The following is a 15,484-nucleotide window of genomic DNA, read 5'->3' as shown; positions in this document are numbered from 1 at the left end:
CCAGCAGGGCTTATCAGTAAGCCTTGCCAGCCTTGTAGAAGTTCTCGAAGCAGAAGTTGGTCGCCTCGATGTAGCCCTCGGCACCACCGCAGTCGAAACGCTTGCCCTTGAACTTGTAGGCGATCACGTTGCCTTCGGCCGCTTGCTTCATCAGGGCATCGGTGATCTGGATCTCGCCGCCTTTGCCAGGTTCGGTCTGTTCGATCTTCTCGAAGATGTCCGGGGTCAGGATGTAACGGCCGATGATCGCCAGGTTCGATGGGGCATCTTCAGGCTTCGGCTTCTCGACCATGGCGTCGACACGGAAGATGCCGTCCTTGATCTCTTCACCGGCGATGACGCCGTACTTGTTGGTTTCCTGCGGATCGACTTCCTGGATGGCGACAATCGAGCAGCGATACTTCTTGTACAGCGCAACCATTTGCGCCAGCACGCCTTCACCTTCGAGGTTGACGCACAGGTCATCCGCCAGCACCACGGCGAACGGCTCGTCGCCGATCAGCGGGCGACCGGTCAGGATGGCGTGGCCCAGGCCTTTCATTTCGGTCTGGCGGGTGTAGGAGAACGAGCACTCGTCGAGCAGGCGACGGATACCGACCAGGTATTTTTCCTTGTCGGTGCCCTTGATCTGGTTTTCCAGCTCGTAGCTGATGTCGAAGTGATCTTCCAGCGCGCGTTTGCCGCGACCGGTAACGATGGAAATCTCATTCAGACCAGCATCCAATGCTTCTTCAACGCCATACTGGATCAGTGGCTTGTTGACCACCGGCAGCATTTCCTTGGGCATGGCTTTGGTAGCGGGCAGGAAGCGAGTACCGTAGCCGGCTGCCGGGAACAAGCATTTCTTGATCATAAACGTCCTTACAAAAGGCTAGGCCTGTGGAATTCGGCGCAGTCTAATCAGGCGGCAGTCACCTTACAATGCCCCCTGGTATCGACCGATGCCATCATAGAGATATCCCAGTGTAGATAGTTCCGGCGGATCGTAAATATTACGGTCATACATGACGGATGGATGAAGCAAAATAATGTTGCCTGTACCGGCCTTTTCGCGGGTTTATCGAGGCATCGAACCGCCGCGAAGAGGCCGCCACAGGCCCCCATCAACTACCCGTGCCCTGCCCGACCAGCACCCCGTCAACCTTCTGCCCATACAGATTCACGCCATCATTGGCATGAAATTTCACCCGCGTCTTCTCGATGGAGCCCTCCACCAGACGTGGGTCCTGAGGCCGCTCATGACGGTTGATCCACGCCGCCACGTCCCAGGCCTGCTGGTCACTGAGGCTGCCCGGTTTGCCCAGCGGCATGTTGTACTTGATGAACGACGCCGCCGTATTGATACGGTGCATGCCGGCGCCCCAGTTGTAGGAATCCTTGCCCCACAGCGGTGGCATCACGTATTCGCCCGCCACCTTCTGCCCTTCGCCGCTGTCACCGTGGCAAATCGCGCATTGCTCGCGGTACACCTGCTGGCCACGCTTGAAGTCGTAGCCACTCTTGGGTTGCGGCACCTCAGGGTAACCACGCCCGGCAATCTCCACGCCGATGGGTGCCTTGGTCGAAAGCCAGTATGAGTACACGGCCAGCGCCGTCATCTGCGGGCTGTCGGCAGCAGGCGGCTTGCCATTCATGCTGAACTGGAAACACCCCTGAATACGCTCGGCGTAGGTGTTCACCTTGTCATTCTTCTTGCGGTACGCGGGGTACATCGGGTACGCGCCCCACAACGGTGCCGAATGGGCTAACCGCCCCTGATCAAGGTGGCAGTTGCTGCAGTTCATGCCGTTGCCCACGGCCTCTGGCATCAAACGACGGGTGTCCACGAACAAGGCATGGCCTTCACGCACCATCTTGCCAAAGGCATTGTCCGGCAACTCGCTTTCGGCGGGCGGCATGAACTGCGGCGCGACCTGCACATCGGGCACCTTCAACTGCGACTGGTCTTCCATGGCGATCGGCGCGGCTTGGGCGCTGCCCATGGCCAGCAGCAACAAGGCTGGAATCATCGGTTTCATGGCTTGACCTCCTGGCTGACGGGGTGGGCGAAGAACTCGGCAACGGCCTTGATCTCGTCATCGGTCATGGCCTTGGCCACGCCGACCATCAGCTGGTTGGGGTCATTGCTGCGGCTACCGTCGCGCCAGGCATTGAGCTGCGCCACCAGGTAACTGGCGGGCTGGCCGGCCAAGGGCGGGAAGTGCTCGCCAACCCCACCACCACCGGGGCCGTGACACTGCACGCAGCCGGGAATCTGCCGGCTCCAGTCGCCGTAGAGGGCCATGCGAGTGGTAGGGTCATCGGCAATCTGCTGGCGGCGCAGGTCGCCAACGGGGTCTGCCGGCAGGCTGGCCAGGTACAGGCTGACCGCCTTGATTTCATCGTCGCTCAGGGCCTTGGCCAACGGCTCCATCACCGGCTGCTTGCGGCTGCCGTTGCGCCAGTCATGCAATTGCTTGCTGAGGTAACCGGCCGGTAGCCCCGCCAAACGAGGAAAGCCGGCAGCAGCAATACCCTTGCCGTCCGGGCCATGGCAGCCGAGGCAGGCCATGGCGGCGGGGTTGGCCCCACCCTGGGTGAAGATTTTCTGGCCATCGGCGGCATGCGCCATCGGCCAGGCCAGGATCAGCAGGCTGCCGATCACGACGCGTCTTAACGGTGTCATCACGAAACTCCTTTTCTTTTGTTATATGTTTAGGCCTAAAACATATAAGCAAAGAACGGAAGGTCCGTTGCCTCAGATCAATGTCCGGAGATGCACTGGGTGGCTGCGGTGCGCACATCGCCCAGGCGCAGGGGGAAGTTGTTCAGCCGTTCGTGCAGCTTGATACTGCTACCGCTGCCACGCTTGTCGATATCCACAAGCGCTGCCGGCCCGGCACCCGACGTGAGCTTTTGCGGCACGATCAGCCGCAGGCCGTCACCGCGCTGCTCTTCAGTCAGCGGGTCGCGGGTATCGGCCAGCTTCTGCTTGACGCAGTCGGCATATTCACGCGGACTCTTGCCAGAAATCACATCCAGCGTTTCGCGTGATTGCTCCAGCTCCGTAACGCTCACGCAGCCACCGAGCGTCACCGCTAACGCGGCCACCATCCACTTCATTTGCAACACCTCTGCCTTCAAGAGTTCGGTTCGACCACAGCCGGGCGGTTTTGCTCCCTGCTTTGGCAGAATTATCTGCGCCGGGTGAACAGCGCGGCAGTGTAACGGCACATCGTGGTATCTTTTGCCTTTGCAGATCCAAACCTTGCGGAGCATCACATGAAATTCGTACACCAGCGCGAGCACCTGAACGAGGACGACATCGTCGTCATCGAGTGCTCCCAGCGCTGCAATATCCGCCTGATGAACGACGCCAACTTCCGCAGCTTCAAGAATGGCGGCCGTCACACTTACCACGGCGGCCATTTCGAGAAGTTCCCGGCGAAAATCACCGTACCCAGCACGGGCTTCTGGAACATCACCATCGATACTGTCACAACCCGCCCGATCTCGGTCACCCGCAAGCCGACCCTGACCCACAAGATCAAGATCATCCGTCGTTCGTCGTCGAAACTCAGGTAAGGCCCCCATGACCCAGACCATCAAGTACGTCATCAAATACAAGCTCGACGGCCAGCGCCGCTGGGACTTCGCACTCATGCCAGATGCCTCTCAGGAGCAAGCCTTGGAAGCCCTGCGCAAGATCCACGGCGAAGACGCCGAGAAGATCAGCGACATCCAGGTCAGCAAGGCCTTGTAAAACCCGCTTCAAGCCCCTGTAGCGCCGCCCGCCCCGCACATGGAGAACCGCATGAGCCACTGGCCCGACCGCCGAATCCTCGACCTGCTGGGCATCGAGCTGCCCATTCTCCAGGCCCCCATGGCCGGCGCGACAGGCTCGCCCATGGCCATCGCCGTGGGCCTGGCAGGCGGGCTGGGCGCCCTGCCCTGCGCCATGCTTACCGGCGAACAGATACGCGCGGAAATCGCCGCATTCCGCGCCGGTTGCCCGGGCCGCCCGCTGAACCTGAACTTTTTCTGCCACCAGCCACCCGCGCCCGACAGCGCGCGCGATGTACGCTGGAAGCAGGCCCTGGCACCTTATTACAGTGAAACGGGGGCCGACTTTTCGGCACCCACGCCGGTGTCCAACCGTGCGCCGTTCGATGAGCAAAGCTGCCAGCTGGTCGAGCAACTGCGCCCGGAAGTGGTCAGCTTTCACTTCGGCCTGCCGCAGGCTGAACTGTTGCAACGGGTGAAGGCCAGTGGTGCCAAGGTGCTGTCCAGCGCCACCACGGTGGAAGAAGCGGTTTGGCTGGAACGCCACGGTTGTGACGCGATCATTGCCATGGGGTACGAAGCCGGTGGCCACCGCGGCATGTTCCTTAGCGATGACATCACCAGCCAGATCGGCACCTTCGCCCTGGTGCCGCAGGTAGTGGATGCGGTCAGTGTGCCGGTCATCGCCGCTGGCGGTATCGGTGACCACCGCGGCCTGGTGGCGGCACTGGCGTTGGGCGCTTCGGCTGTCCAGATCGGAACCGCTTACCTGTTCTGCCCCGAGGCCAAGGTTTCGCCGGCTCATCGCAAGGCCCTGGACAGTGCCCCCGCCAGCGAGACCGCGTTGACCAACCTGTTTACCGGGCGCCCGGCGCGTGGCATCAACAACCGCATCATGCGTGAGCTGGGGCCGATGAGCGCGCTTGCACCGCGCTTCCCGCTGGCGGGTGGGGCATTGATGCCATTGCGGGCGATTACCGAGCCGCAGGGCAATAGTGATTTCAGCAACTTGTGGTCGGGGCAGGCGCTGCGGCTGGGGCGGCACATGCCGGCCGGGGATTTGACCCGGGCGATTGCCGAAAAGGCGCTGGCCGTTGTTTATCGTTAGGCTTCTTCTTCAACAGGCTGACCCTCTTCCCCGCAAATGGCCTATCGCTATATAGTTCAGGATATAACGATAACCCCAAGGAGCTGTTTTCATGCGTATCCGCCCGTCCCTCCTGGCCTTCACCGCCCTGGCCAGCCTGCTCGCCTTCAACACTGCCTGGGCCGATGAGGTTCAGGTCGCGGTCGCAGCCAACTTCACAGCCCCTATCCAGGCCATTGCCAAGGACTTCGAGAAAGACACCGGTCACAAGCTGGTCGCGGCCTACGGCGCCACCGGGCAGTTCTATGCCCAGATCAAGAACGGCGCACCGTTCGAAGTGTTCCTCGCCGCTGACGACACCACCCCGAAGAAGCTTGAAGACGAAAAGGAGATCGTCCCCGGTTCGCGCTTTACCTACGCCATCGGCACCCTCGCCCTGTGGTCGGCCAAAGAAGGCTACGTAGATGCCAAGGGTGAAGTACTGAAGAAAAACACCTACCAACACCTGTCGATCGCCAACCCGAAAGCGGCACCCTACGGCCTGGCCGCCACCCAGGTGCTGGACAAGCTGAAGCTCACCGAAGCCACCAAAGGCAAGATCGTCGAAGGCCAGAACATCACCCAGGCCTTCCAGTTCGTCTCCACCGGCAATGCCGAACTGGGCTTCGTCGCCCTGTCGCAGATCTACAAGGACGGCAAGGTGACCAGTGGCTCGGCCTGGATCGTACCAGCCAGCCTGCACGACCCGATCCGCCAGGACGCCGTAATCCTCAACAAAGGCAAGGACAACGCCGCCGCCAAGGCGCTGGCCGAATACCTGAAAGGCCCAAAAGCCGCAGCGGTAATCAAGTCCTACGGCTATGAACGCTGATGCCACTGGATGCCAGTGACCTGGGGGCAATCTGGCTGACTGTTAAACTGGCCAGCCTGACCACCCTGATCCTGCTGGTTATCGGCACCCCCATCGCCTGGTGGCTGGCGCGCACGCGCTCATGGCTGCGCGGGCCGGTGGGTGCGGTGGTTGCTCTGCCACTGGTGCTGCCACCGACGGTGATCGGCTTTTACCTGCTGATCGCCCTCGGCCCGCACGGCTGGCTCGGTCAGGCTACCCAGGCGCTTGGCCTGGGCAGCGTGGTGTTCAGCTTTACGGGCCTGGTGATCGGTTCAACGGTGTATTCCATGCCGTTCGTGGTGCAGCCGTTGCAAAATGCCTTTGGTGCGATCGGCCAGCGCCCACTGGAAGTCGCTGCCACCCTGCGCGCCAGCCCGTGGGACACTTTCGTGCATGTGGTGCTGCCACTGGCCCGTCCCGGCTTCGTCACCGCCAGCATTCTTGGCTTTGCCCACACCATCGGCGAGTTTGGCGTGGTGCTGATGATTGGCGGCAACATCCCCGACAAGACCCGCGTGGTTTCGGTGCAGATCTTCGATCACGTCGAGGCCATGGAGTATTCACAAGCCCACTGGCTGGCCGGTGCCATGCTGGTGTTCTCTTTCCTGGTGCTGCTCCTGTTGTACGCCGGGCGCCGTGGCAAAGCTGGCTGGAGCTGATATGACCGCATCGATTGTGGCGCGCCTGATCCTGGCGCGCGACGACTTTACCCTGGACGTCGACCTGCCCCTTCCCGGGCGCGGCATCAGCGCGCTGTTCGGCCACTCGGGCTCTGGCAAGACCAGCTGCCTGCGCTGCCTGGCCGGGCTGGAACGGGCCGCCAGCGCCTACATCGAGGTTAACGGCGAAGTCTGGGAAGACAGTGCCCGCGGCTACTTCCAGGCACCGCACCTGCGCCCGGTTGGCTATGTGTTCCAGGAGGCCAGCCTGTTCCCGCACCTATCGGTGCGCGGCAACCTGGAGTTCGGCTGGCGCCGGGTGGCGGCTGCCGAGCGCAAGGTCAGCCTGGAGCAGGCGTGCCAGTTGCTGGGCATCGGCCACTTGCTGGAACGCCGTCCTGCCACCTTGTCTGGCGGCGAAGCGCAGCGGGTGGGCATTGCCCGCGCCCTGCTCAGCAGCCCGCGCCTGCTGTTGATGGACGAGCCCCTGGCGGCCCTGGACGGGCCCCGCAAGCGCGAGATCCTGCCCTACTTGGAGCGCCTGCACGACGAACTGGACATTCCACTGGTGTATGTCAGCCACGCCCAGGATGAAGTGGCACGCCTGGCCGACCACCTGGTACTGCTGGAGCAAGGCAAGGCGGTGGCCAGCGGCCCGATCGGCGAAACCCTGGCACGCCTGGATCTGTCATTGGCCCAGGGCGAGGATGCCGGCGTCGTCTTCGAAGGCATGGTGGTGGGGCATGACCCGCACTACGACCTGCTCGACCTGCGTCTGCCCGGCAGCGGCGGGCCGCTGTTGCGCATCGCCCACACGGCACATGTGATGGGCAGCACCCTGCGGGTCAAGGTGCAGGCCCGGGACGTCAGCCTGGCGCTGACGGCTGACAGCACATCGAGCATTCTCAACCGCCTGCCGGTGCGTGTGCGCGAAAGCCGCCCGGCCGATAACCCGGCCCATGTGCTGGTGAGCCTGGATGCCGGCGGCAATGCCTTGCTCGCCCGCATCACCCGCTTCTCGGCAGACCAGCTCGGCCTGCACCCGGGCCAGGCGCTGTTTGCCCAGATCAAGTCGGTGGCCCTGTTGGGCTGAGCATCCTTTACACGGGCGTTGTCCATTGATCAGTGACTTGATCGAGGCCTGCCGCCCATGCTCGACTGCCCCCTGCCACGCACCCTGCACTACGTTGACGACAGCCAGCCGGGCCTGACCCGGCGACGCTGGCGCGACCGTTTCATCTACCTGGATACCGATGGCCAACGGGTGCGCGACAGCGAAACCCTCGCCCGTATCGCTTCGCTAGTGATTCCGCCGGCCTACACGGATGTGTGGATATGCACCGACCCACAGGGCCACCTGCAAGCAACCGGCCGCGACGCGCGTGGCCGCAAGCAGTATCGCTACCACACGCAGTGGCGCGAGCTGCGCGACCAGCACAAGTATGGGCGTATGCTGGCCTTTGCCCAGGCCCTGCCTGAACTGCGCGCACAACTGGAGAGCCACCTGGCACGGCCAGGCCTGGACCGGGAAAAAGTGATGGCGCTGGTAGTGAGCTTGCTCGACCACACCCTGATCCGCATTGGTAATCAACGCTACCTGCGCGACAACCAGTCGTATGGTCTGACCACCCTGCGCAACCGTCATGTGCAGATCAAAGGCAGCACCATCCGCTTCCAGTTCCGCGGCAAGCGCGGCGTGGAGCACAACGTCACCCTCAACGACCGGCGGCTTGCCAGCCTGCTCAAACGCTGCATGGAGCTGCCCGGACAGGCACTGTTTCAATACCTGGATGAGGACGGCCAGCGCCACAGCGTCGGCTCCAGCGAGGTCAACCAGTTTCTGCAGCAGCTGACCGGCGCCGACTTCACCGCCAAGGACTACCGCACCTGGGCCGGCAGCAGCCTGGCCCTGGACCTGCTGAAGCCCTTGGCCTGGGAGCCGGACGCCGAGGCCAAACGCCAAGTCGCCGCAGTAGTCCGCCAGGTCGCCAAACGCCTTGGCAATACGCCCGCAGTGTGCAGGCGTTGTTATATCCACCCTGCGGTACTTGAGCACTATGCCCTGGGGCGCCTGGCCAACTTGCCGAAAAGCCGAGTGCGCAAAGGGCTGGACCCCGAAGAAGTGGCATTGCTGATATTTCTGCAGGCACTTGAGGAACAGGATGACCATTAAGCCTGTCTATTCCCCTCATGATGCGAAGAAATTTCCCATTGGCCGCCAGGCGCCCTATTCTTGCCACCGAGCACCTTGACCGACAAATCGCTGACGGTTTGCTTCGGCACCTGCAACTGAAGACTCGCAACAGAATTTGTCTGTCGGGGAATTACTATCCGCCGAAAGCGTCTTTAATGAGAAGGAAGAGGGACCCGCTCCCGCCGCCAAGGCAATTAGCCCGGCGGTCTTTTACATCACCAAGGAGATCTACATGCTGATACTCACCCGCAAGGTTGGCGAAAGCATCGTCATCAACGATGACATCAAAGTCACCATTCTGGGCGTCAAAGGGATGCAGGTGAGGATCGGGATCGATGCACCGAAAGATGTTCAGGTTCATCGCGAAGAAATCTTCAAGCGCATCCAGGCCGGCAGCCCGGCCCCGGAAAAGCACGAAGACTCGCACTGAGCGACCTGCCTCAAGCCGCACGGACGCGCTTGATCGCCCCACGCCTCAGGTGCCGAGCAGTTCGTGCACCTTGGCGACCATACAGTCCATGTCGAACGGTTTGTCGAACACGGCGGCGAACAGTTCCGGGCATCCCTGGTTGGCCTGTGCGCCGCTCATGAGGATGACCGGCAACTCGCTCAAGGCCGGGTCTTCACGCATCGAGCGCACCAGCTCTTCACCGTTTAGCAGCGGCATCATGTAATCGGTGATGACCAGCTGAACACGCTTCTCCTTGAGCGCTTCCAGCGCCTTGCAGCCATTGCTCGCCTTTTCCACCAGGTAGCCTTCGTCCTCCAGGGCAAAACCGAGGATATCGGCAATCAGGTACTCGTCATCGACGATCAGGATGGTGTTCATGGGCCTGCTCCGTCACCCGCCCCCTTGCGGCACCGGCGTTCCCGAGAGCACGCCACAGGCGCCTTCGAACGCCTTGCGCAGGGTAATGCCTTGCGGCCCCATAAGCAGTTCGTGCAAAGCAGGGTCATGGTGACTGTCACGCACCTTGAGGATCGACAGCATGCGCCGCAGCTGCGAATCCAGCTCGACGAAGCGCATCAGCATCAGGTTGTCGACGATGCTCGACAGGTCCGGGGCCGGGGCGCTGATTTCCGAGCCGAAGATATCGCGCATTTCCCAGGTCAGCATCACACTCACATCACGCGCGCGCAGTTCACCGGTCAAGGCGCGGAAAAATGCATTGAGACGCGCCGGGTCAACAGCCAGTCGGCTGAACGCCCCGAGGCTATCAACCAGCACGCGCTTGCAGCCCTGCGCCTCGACACGTTCGAGCAGGCGCGCCCCGACCTGGTCCAACAAACCTTCGGTGGTCGGTTGCCAGCACAGCTGCAGGCTGCCGGCGCGCTCCATCGCTGCCAAGTCGTAACCCAGTGATGCAGCCTTGCTACGCAGGCGTTCGGGTGTTTCGTAGAAGCCGAAATGCAGCCCCGGCGCTTGCGCAGTGCTGGCACCCAGAAAGGCCAGCCCCAAGGATGTCTTGCCAATACCCGAAGGCCCGATCAGCAAGCTGACCGACCCCGTGGACAGGCCGCCGTCGAGCATTTCATCCAGGCTTGGCACACCGCTGCTGATGCGCGCAGGAATGGCGCTGCCCAGCTGGCTGGGGTGGCTGAACAACGCCTCAAGGCGCGGGTAGACATGCATGCCGCTTTCATCGATAAGGCACTCGTGGCGCCCCGACAACGCCCCACTGCCGCGCGTCTTGCGCAGCTGGATATGGCGCACGGCGCGGCTGCCCACCAGTTGCTCACCCAACTCGATCACGCCATCGACCATGGTGTGCTCCGGGCTGCCCTCGTCCAGCCTTGCGCTGGTGAGCAGCAGCACCGTGCAGCCGGCGAAGGCCGCATGACCCTGCAGCTCGGAGACGAACTTCTTGGTGTCCAGCGCAGTTTCCGCGCGCACCCGGGCATTAAGTACACCGTCGACGATCAGCAAGCTGGCCTGCTGCCGGGCGATTTCTTGGCGCAGCAGCCGCACAACGGCATCAAGCCCTTCCTGCTCAAGGGTATCGAAGGCACTGACAAACTGGATCTGGTCGCCCACTAGCGCAGGGTCGAAGAAGTCCAGCGTGCCCAAGTACTGGAACAGCCGGTCATGCGACTCGCTCAGCAAGGTGGCCACCAGCACCCGGCCACCGCCGCGTACATGGCCGCAGGCCAGCTGGTTGGCGAGAATGGTCTTGCCCGCGCCCGGCGGGCCCTGAATGATGTACGAGGCACCGGCTACCAAGCCACCCTTGAGCAAGGCATCGAGCCCTTCGATACCCGTCACCAGCCGCCTGAGTGCCTGCGCCATGATACTCACCTGTCGAGATTGCTGTGGGTCTTGTCCTGATACGTTGGCAAGTAAAGTTGCATGGAAGTTCCGTGGCCGGGCTCACTGTCGACAAAAATGGCGCCGCCGCTCTGCCTGGCAAAGCCATAAACCTGGCTAAGGCCCAAGCCAGTGCCCTTGCCGAAAGGCTTGGTCGTGAAGAACGGCTCGAAGATGCGTGGCAATACCTCAGGCGCAATGCCTTCGCCGCTGTCTTCCACCACAAAACGCACGAAACGGCCCTGCAATCCTTCCACTTCGCCCGCCAGTTCGACTACTTCGGCCGTCAAGCCTATCCGGCCCTCCCCTGCGATGGCATCGCGGGCGTTGAACAACAGGTTCAGCAGCACCATCTGCAATTGCCCGGCATCGACTTCGATCAGCGGCAAGTCCGCCTGCAACTGCACCTGCAGGTCAATCGAACTGGGCAGGGCATGTTCCAGGAGCCCACGCGTGGCAGCTACAAGGTCTGCCGGCGCTACACACGCCACATCGAGTTTGCGGTGGCGGGCAAAGCTGAGCAGTTGCTGGGTCAGTTCAGTGCCTCGCTGCCCGGCATCCAGAATATGTTGCAGCATGCGCTGGGCACGCGCCGGGTCCTGGGTGGCTATCGCCAGGCGCGCCGAACTGATGATGATGGTCAGCATGTTGTTGAAATCATGCGCCAGCCCGCCAGTCAGTTGGCCGAGGGCCTCCAGTTTCTGCGCCTGGAACAGCTGGGCGCGCACCGCGTCCAGTTGCATCGCCGACTCGCGGCGGTCGGTGATGTCCCGGGTAACTTTGGCCAGGCCGATGATCTGGCCCTGGTCGTCGCGGATCACGTCCAGCGCCGCCAAGGCCCAGAACTGTGTACCATCCTTGCGCACCCGCCACCCTTCATCCTGCGCTACACCCTGCTCCAGCGCTTGGCGCAACAAGCGCTCCGGGCGGCCGTCGGCACAGTCCTGCTGCGTGAAGAACAGCGAGAAATGCTTGCCGATCACTTCATCGGCGCGGTAACCCTTGATCCGTTGCGCACCGGCATTCCACGACACCACATGGCCGGCAGGGTCAAGCATGTAGATGGCGTAGTCCACCACCGACTGAACCAGCTGCTCGTAGCGGTGGGCAGGCATGACGGGGTGGTCGGGGCAGTCAGCTGAAACCATGCAAACTCCACTGGCACAGCGGGAGGAACAAAATGAGCTTAGCCGAACACGCCCGGCGACAGACAGCCGTCACCGTTCAGGCTCGACCAGTATCGGGCTGATGCGCAGCCGCCAGATCAGCCGTGGGCGCACGACACGCTCGCAAGCGTCGGACTGAGTCATCGCCGCATACTCTTGGATCCAATAAAAGGGCAACAGTGGCGTAATGACAGCAAGGTGTCAATTACCCGTTCGCTCGACCCTTCACTCTGTTGATCATAGGTGCTGCAGTTGACTCAACTATAACGATGGGTTATAAAGCGCGCTTGATTGCGAAGCCCTTCTGCTTAGAAGCGAGCCGGTCGTTACGACCCCTTCAAGCGTGCGAGTGTGGTGGAATTGGTATACACAGCAGACTTAAAATCTGTCGGCGTGAGCCTTGCGGGTTCGAGTCCCGCCACTCGCACCAAACTTCGTTGAAAAGGCGCCCTTGCGGCGCCTTTTTGCTGCCTGCCGGCAATATCTCGCGCAGCTGCTAGAGTGGAGCTTGTACTCGTCCACTGGAACGCCGCCATGCGCTACTCCCTGTTCGATGGCCAACGCGACATCATTATCCTGATAGCCCGCGTGCTGCTGATGATCCTGTTCGTCTTGTCTGGCTGGGCCAAGCTTACCGGCTTTGACGGCACGGTCGGCTACATGACCTCGCTGGGTGCCCCTGCCCCCATGCTGGCGGCAGCGATTGCCGTGCTCATGGAGTTCGTGGTCGGCATCCTGCTGATCCTGGGCTTCTATACCCGGCCGTTGGCGTTCCTGTTCGCACTGTTCGTGCTGGGCACGGCGCTGCTGGGTCACCCGTTCTGGAACATGGTCGACCCTGAGCGCAGCGCCAACATGACCCAGTTCCTGAAAAACCTCGCCATCATGGGCGGCCTGCTATTGCTGGCCGTAAGCGGCCCAGGGCGCTTCTCGGTGGACGGCCGCTAGGTCAGTCGTCTTCGCAATCGTCGAACCAGGCTGGGTGATCCCGCTCCTCATCATCGAGGTCATCCAGCGTTTCCTCGTCTTCTTCCACTTCATCCTCGGCGCCTTGGGCATCTGCCTCGTGCTCCACGTCGTCGTAGAGAAACTCATGGTCGAGCAGGTGATCGTGCTCGGGTTCGTGCAGGTCGTCTTCGTCGTGCATGCTGGCTCCTGGCGTGATGGCAGGCCTGTATAGGCTGATCAGCTTCCGAGGTCAATGCGTTGCCACTTAATCCTGGGTTAACCAGCCGGGCGCAACCTGCAGGCTCTCCCTTCAAACGTCTTTTGCCCGCCGCTCATGGCGGGCTTTTTTATGGTGTTGCGCACATGACAGCCTCATGACCTGCGCTTCACGAAATACTGACAAACGGATGGGCACACTGACCCTGCTCCGTACGTTCTTGCAGCCCGCCGCATCATTGCCGCGGGCTTTTCTTTTTGTGGCGCTAACCCACCCCATGACCTGGAGCAGTTTTGCTCGGCCACGCAAGGGCTATGCTAACCCAGCGATAACCCAAGCTCACTCGGATAGACACGGAGGCTCTTATGAAAGCTGCTGTTGTTGCGCCAGGCCGTCGCGTGGATGTGGTTGAGAAAACCCTGCGCCCCCTCGAACACGGTGAAGCGCTGCTGAAGATGCAATGCTGCGGTGTGTGCCACACCGACTTGCACGTGAAAAATGGCGACTTCGGTGACAAGACCGGCGTCGTGCTGGGCCACGAAGGCATCGGCGTGGTCCAGGAAGTCGGGCCGGGCGTTACCTCGCTCAAGCCGGGCGACCGCGCCAGCGTGGCATGGTTTTATCAGGGGTGCGGGCATTGCGACTATTGCACCAGCGGCAACGAAACCCTGTGCCGCGAAGTGAAAAACTCCGGGTACACCGTGGACGGCGGCATGGCAGAAGCCTGCATCGTCAAAGCCGACTATTCGGTCAAAGTACCTGACGGCCTCGACTCCGCCGCCGCCAGCAGCGTTACCTGCGCCGGCGTGACCACCTACAAGGCGGTAAAAATCTCCAACATCCGCCCCGGCCAATGGATCGCCATCTACGGCCTCGGCGGCCTGGGCAACCTGGCGCTGCAATACGCCAAGAACGTGTTCAACGCCAAAGTGATCGCCATTGACGTCAACGAAGAGCAACTGCGCTTCGCCAGCGAAATGGGCGCCGACCTGGTTATCAACTCGCGCACCGAAGACGCCGCGAAGATCATCCAGGCCAAGACCGGGGGCGCCCATGCAGCTGTGGTTACCGCCGTTGCCAAAGCCGCCTTCAACTCGGCCGTGGACGCGCTACGCGCAGGCGGCCGCCTGGTTGCCGTCGGGCTTCCGTCAGAGTCCATGGACCTGAATATCCCCCGCCTGGTGCTGGACGGGATCGAAGTGGTTGGCTCGTTGGTGGGCACACGGCAAGACCTGCAAGAGGCCTTCCAGTTCGCCGCTGAAGGCAAAGTAGTGCCCAAGGTAACCCTGCGGCCGATCGAGGACATCAACCAGATCTTCGACGAGATGCTGGAAGGCAAGATCAAAGGCCGCATGGTTATCCAGTTCGAAGGTTGATAGCCTGAAGGCCGATCGTTTCGAACGACCAAAAGCCCATGGATGATCATTCACGGGCTTTTGCCCTTTTCATTTCATAGTCAAGGGACAGACCATGGGCTTCGACTGGCACGCTGGGCCGATTACCCGCACCACGCCCTTGGACAAGCACTACCGCAACACGCAGAAGGTGCGTCAGTTTCTACTCGGCGAGTGTGGCCAGGCATCCAAGTTCGACGGAGCCTTCATGGCGTGGATCAAGAGCGGCACGCCGTCCACTATGGGCGACGTCGCGGATGAATGGTTACGGATGCATCGCTGACTTTCATTGGCGGATACCTGCGTTGCAGCCGCTTTCTCCAACATCTTGTCCAACGCTTCAACCATGCTGGAATAATCCATTTCCTGACGACCTCGCTGGTGGAATGGGCTTGAGCTCAACCTTAGCTTGCGAACATTTCAATACGTGGTGAGGGAACCGGGGCGTTATTACCGCCCTCCCTTCTGATGACCCACGTATGGGTGGTGCGGTTCAAAATAAGTGCTCAAGGTGCAGCATCGAGCTTGTACACACGAGGAGATGGGCATGTCGATTCGAAGCTTGGCCAAGCATCTACCGCCAGATCCTTCCAGAGCGGGCTGGGTTCTGATGGGCTGCGCGGATTAGCGGCGCTACCTGTAGTTTTCTGCCACTTCGTTCACAACAAAAGTTCAGCACGGTACTTAAAAGCCGCAATCAAGAGGCACCCCAGGCTAGCAATACCAGCGTTGGCCTCCACATTAATACCCTGCCTCACCTACACTTCATTTAGCTCAAACTTCGCAGCCACTACCGAATTACCCGGATACCCATAAGAGGAATACTTCTCAGTATTTGACCTTTCTGTGCATTATTGCAC

At 61.4% G+C, this 15,484-nt stretch carries 19 protein-coding genes and 1 tRNA gene; 12 read left to right on the top strand and 8 right to left on the bottom strand.

Translation table 11 applies throughout. From position 1 onward, the window contains the following. Positions 1-13: 13 nt before the first annotated feature. From galU to D8767_RS11330, 4 genes are all read right to left on the bottom strand, one after another. Complete coding sequence (gene galU, locus D8767_RS11345; protein ID WP_016711416.1) at positions 14-853, bottom strand: UTP--glucose-1-phosphate uridylyltransferase GalU; 840 nt, start codon at positions 851-853, stop codon at positions 14-16. Between the two features lie 250 nt (positions 854-1,103). Further along, positions 1,104-2,018: a c-type cytochrome gene (locus D8767_RS11340; protein WP_016711417.1), complete on the bottom strand. Its 915-nt coding sequence runs from the start codon at positions 2,016-2,018 to the stop codon at positions 1,104-1,106. Continuing rightward, positions 2,015-2,665: a cytochrome c gene (locus tag D8767_RS11335; RefSeq protein WP_016711418.1), complete on the bottom strand. Its 651-nt coding sequence runs from the start codon at positions 2,663-2,665 to the stop codon at positions 2,015-2,017. Before D8767_RS11335 ends, D8767_RS11340 begins: the two co-directional genes overlap by 4 nt. A 77-nt stretch (positions 2,666-2,742) precedes the next feature. Then, positions 2,743-3,102 (bottom strand): hypothetical protein, encoded by a 360-nt coding sequence (locus tag D8767_RS11330; protein WP_016711419.1) that lies wholly within the window; start codon positions 3,100-3,102, stop codon positions 2,743-2,745. A gap of 159 nt (positions 3,103-3,261) precedes the next feature. Between D8767_RS11330 and D8767_RS11325 the strand changes: the two genes are divergently transcribed. The 8 genes from D8767_RS11325 (at position 3,262) to csrA (ending at position 9,024) form a co-directional block, all read left to right on the top strand. Beyond that, the gene (locus tag D8767_RS11325) at positions 3,262-3,564 is read left to right on the top strand and encodes a DUF1883 domain-containing protein (RefSeq protein WP_003250918.1); all 303 of its coding nucleotides are present in this window, start codon (positions 3,262-3,264) and stop codon (positions 3,562-3,564) included. A 7-nt stretch (positions 3,565-3,571) separates the two neighbouring features. Further along, complete coding sequence (locus D8767_RS28685; RefSeq protein ID WP_012051910.1) at positions 3,572-3,742, top strand: hypothetical protein; 171 nt, start codon at positions 3,572-3,574, stop codon at positions 3,740-3,742. 51 nt (positions 3,743-3,793) lie between these two features. Next, positions 3,794-4,870, top strand: a complete 1,077-nt coding sequence (locus D8767_RS11320; protein ID WP_028699461.1) for a nitronate monooxygenase family protein — start codon at positions 3,794-3,796, stop codon at positions 4,868-4,870. Between the two features lie 91 nt (positions 4,871-4,961). Beyond that, positions 4,962-5,720 (top strand): molybdate ABC transporter substrate-binding protein, encoded by a 759-nt coding sequence (modA, locus tag D8767_RS11315; protein ID WP_016711421.1) that lies wholly within the window; start codon positions 4,962-4,964, stop codon positions 5,718-5,720. Further along, entirely contained in the window at positions 5,720-6,400 is a 681-nt protein-coding gene (modB, locus tag D8767_RS11310; protein WP_016711422.1) for a molybdate ABC transporter permease subunit, read from the top strand. The genes modA and modB overlap by 1 nt, the downstream gene beginning before the upstream one ends. A gap of 1 nt (position 6,401) precedes the next feature. Continuing rightward, positions 6,402-7,493, top strand: coding sequence for a molybdenum ABC transporter ATP-binding protein (gene modC / locus D8767_RS11305; RefSeq protein ID WP_016711423.1), 1,092 nt, complete (start codon positions 6,402-6,404; stop codon positions 7,491-7,493). A 57-nt stretch (positions 7,494-7,550) separates the two neighbouring features. After that, positions 7,551-8,573 (top strand): DNA topoisomerase IB, encoded by a 1,023-nt coding sequence (locus D8767_RS11300; protein ID WP_016711424.1) that lies wholly within the window; start codon positions 7,551-7,553, stop codon positions 8,571-8,573. A gap of 253 nt (positions 8,574-8,826) precedes the next feature. Then, complete coding sequence (gene csrA / locus D8767_RS11295) at positions 8,827-9,024, top strand: carbon storage regulator CsrA (RefSeq protein ID WP_012051904.1); 198 nt, start codon at positions 8,827-8,829, stop codon at positions 9,022-9,024. Positions 9,025-9,069: 45 nt separating this feature from the next. On the opposite strand, the gene D8767_RS11290 is transcribed toward csrA, so the two are convergent. The 3 genes from D8767_RS11290 to D8767_RS11280 are packed head-to-tail and all read right to left on the bottom strand — an operon-like array spanning position 9,070 to position 12,047. Continuing rightward, positions 9,070-9,423 (bottom strand): response regulator, encoded by a 354-nt coding sequence (locus tag D8767_RS11290; RefSeq protein ID WP_016711425.1) that lies wholly within the window; start codon positions 9,421-9,423, stop codon positions 9,070-9,072. Between the two features lie 12 nt (positions 9,424-9,435). Next, a complete protein-coding gene (locus D8767_RS11285; RefSeq protein WP_016711426.1) occupies positions 9,436-10,881 on the bottom strand; it encodes an ATPase domain-containing protein in 1,446 nt (481 codons plus the stop codon). A 5-nt stretch (positions 10,882-10,886) separates the two neighbouring features. After that, positions 10,887-12,047: a nitrogen regulation protein NR(II) gene (locus D8767_RS11280; RefSeq protein ID WP_016711427.1), complete on the bottom strand. Its 1,161-nt coding sequence runs from the start codon at positions 12,045-12,047 to the stop codon at positions 10,887-10,889. Between the two features lie 363 nt (positions 12,048-12,410). Between D8767_RS11280 and D8767_RS11275 the strand changes: the two genes are divergently transcribed. Then, positions 12,411-12,495, top strand: a tRNA-Leu gene (locus D8767_RS11275). 104 nt (positions 12,496-12,599) lie between these two features. Next, positions 12,600-13,013: a DoxX family protein gene (locus D8767_RS11270; RefSeq protein WP_016711429.1), complete on the top strand. Its 414-nt coding sequence runs from the start codon at positions 12,600-12,602 to the stop codon at positions 13,011-13,013. 1 nt (position 13,014) lies between these two features. Here the strand turns inward: D8767_RS11270 and D8767_RS11265 are convergent, their stop codons facing one another. Beyond that, the gene (locus D8767_RS11265; RefSeq protein WP_016711430.1) at positions 13,015-13,212 is read right to left on the bottom strand and encodes a hypothetical protein; all 198 of its coding nucleotides are present in this window, start codon (positions 13,210-13,212) and stop codon (positions 13,015-13,017) included. Positions 13,213-13,595: 383 nt separating this feature from the next. Between D8767_RS11265 and adhP the strand changes: the two genes are divergently transcribed. Together adhP and D8767_RS11255 are read left to right on the top strand one after the other, a co-directional pair. Further along, a complete protein-coding gene (gene adhP, locus D8767_RS11260) occupies positions 13,596-14,606 on the top strand; it encodes an alcohol dehydrogenase AdhP (protein ID WP_016711431.1) in 1,011 nt (336 codons plus the stop codon). Between the two features lie 94 nt (positions 14,607-14,700). Then, the gene (locus D8767_RS11255) at positions 14,701-14,907 is read left to right on the top strand and encodes a DUF6434 domain-containing protein (RefSeq protein WP_016711432.1); all 207 of its coding nucleotides are present in this window, start codon (positions 14,701-14,703) and stop codon (positions 14,905-14,907) included. The last annotated feature ends 577 nt before the right edge of the window (positions 14,908-15,484 follow it).

This window comes from Pseudomonas sp. LTGT-11-2Z (assembly GCF_003691445.1).
GTDB classification, from domain to species: Bacteria; Pseudomonadota; Gammaproteobacteria; order Pseudomonadales; family Pseudomonadaceae; genus Aquipseudomonas; species Aquipseudomonas monteilii.
The sequence above is the reverse complement of the archived record's forward strand: the minus strand, read 5'-3'. Positions and strand labels throughout refer to the sequence as shown.